The organism is Wolbachia endosymbiont of Tuta absoluta (genome assembly GCF_059414725.1).
Genome location: NZ_JBNRJY010000082.1, coordinates 1 through 1,160 on the forward strand (window position 1 = coordinate 1; position 1,160 = coordinate 1,160).

2 protein-coding genes are annotated in these 1,160 nt (G+C 33.6%); both read left to right on the forward strand.

Annotated features, from left to right (window positions below):
- Positions 1-211 precede the first annotated feature (211 nt).
- Positions 212-922: an IS6 family transposase gene (locus tag ACJ5GX_RS00905; RefSeq protein ID WP_095568243.1), complete on the forward strand. Its 711-nt coding sequence runs from the start codon at positions 212-214 to the stop codon at positions 920-922.
- Between the two features lie 47 nt (positions 923-969).
- Complete coding sequence (locus ACJ5GX_RS00910) at positions 970-1,140, forward strand: hypothetical protein (RefSeq protein ID WP_016948623.1); 171 nt, start codon at positions 970-972, stop codon at positions 1,138-1,140.
- Positions 1,141-1,160: the final 20 nt, after the last annotated feature.

Here is a 1,160-nt window from a genome sequence, read left to right on the forward strand (position 1 = left end):
AGGTAATCAAGCAATTTTATTGTAAAATTCTTGATTAATAATTAGTACCGTACAATTTAAAAAAACACATCATGGGTTATGCGGTTGAAGAGAGCTTGGCAATCCAGAAAAAAGGCACCGTCAAGTTAAGGGAGGTATAAATTAAGTATTGAGCAATTACAGGGAATGATTTATAGAATAGCAGTAACAATTTATCCTAGATTTTACCGCTATGCATATTACTCAAGCCCCGAATAGACATCGTTTTCCAGCAAGCATTATTAGCCATACAGTATGGTTATATCATCGCTTTAATAATAGTTACCGAGATGTTCAAGAGCAGATGGCTTATCGAGGTATTATATTAAGTCATGAGACTGTAAGGTTTTGGTGTTATAAGTTTGTAGTTTATTTTCAAGATGTTATTAGTAAGAGAGAGCGAAAGCCAACTGATAAATGGCATTTGGATGAGATGAATATCAAGATCAAAGGTGAAGTATTCATATTATGGAGAGCTGTTGACTCTGAGGGACATGAATTAGAAGTATTACTGCAGAAGCGTCGTAACAAGAAATCAGCTATTCGCTTTTTATCAAGATTATTGGGTAATTATCCATGTCCAAGGGTTATTGTGACTGATAAGCTAAAAAGCTACATTAAACCAGTTAGGTATATGTGTCCTAGGACTAAGCATCGTACCGATAAAAGACTAAATAATCGGATTGAGAATGCCCATCAGCCAACTAGGAGAAAAGAGAAGATACTGATTAAATTTAAGCATCCTAATTCAGCACAATGTACATTATCACTGATGGGAAAAGTCAGAAATATATTTGCTGTAAATGTTGGAAGATATACTAAAACAGCATCTGAGCAAAGAATTGCATTTGCGTCCGCTAAATCCATTTGGGATGAAGCTACTCAAAGACTTCTTGCTGTCTGAAATCTAAAAATATAGTACTTTGTGACACTAATTTACTTAACTTGACGGTGCCATCAGGTGCAGTAATATCTTCAGTTGATAAAGATAAGCAGAAAAACCTAAAAGAATTAAAGGAAAATTTTAAAGAATTGAAGAAATTAAAAAATCCAGTATTGCCGTCGAAAATTAAACAAACTAAATCTAAAACAAAAGCAAATCCTCCCTTGCCTAAAATCTAGAGTTTTTTATTTATGCTACA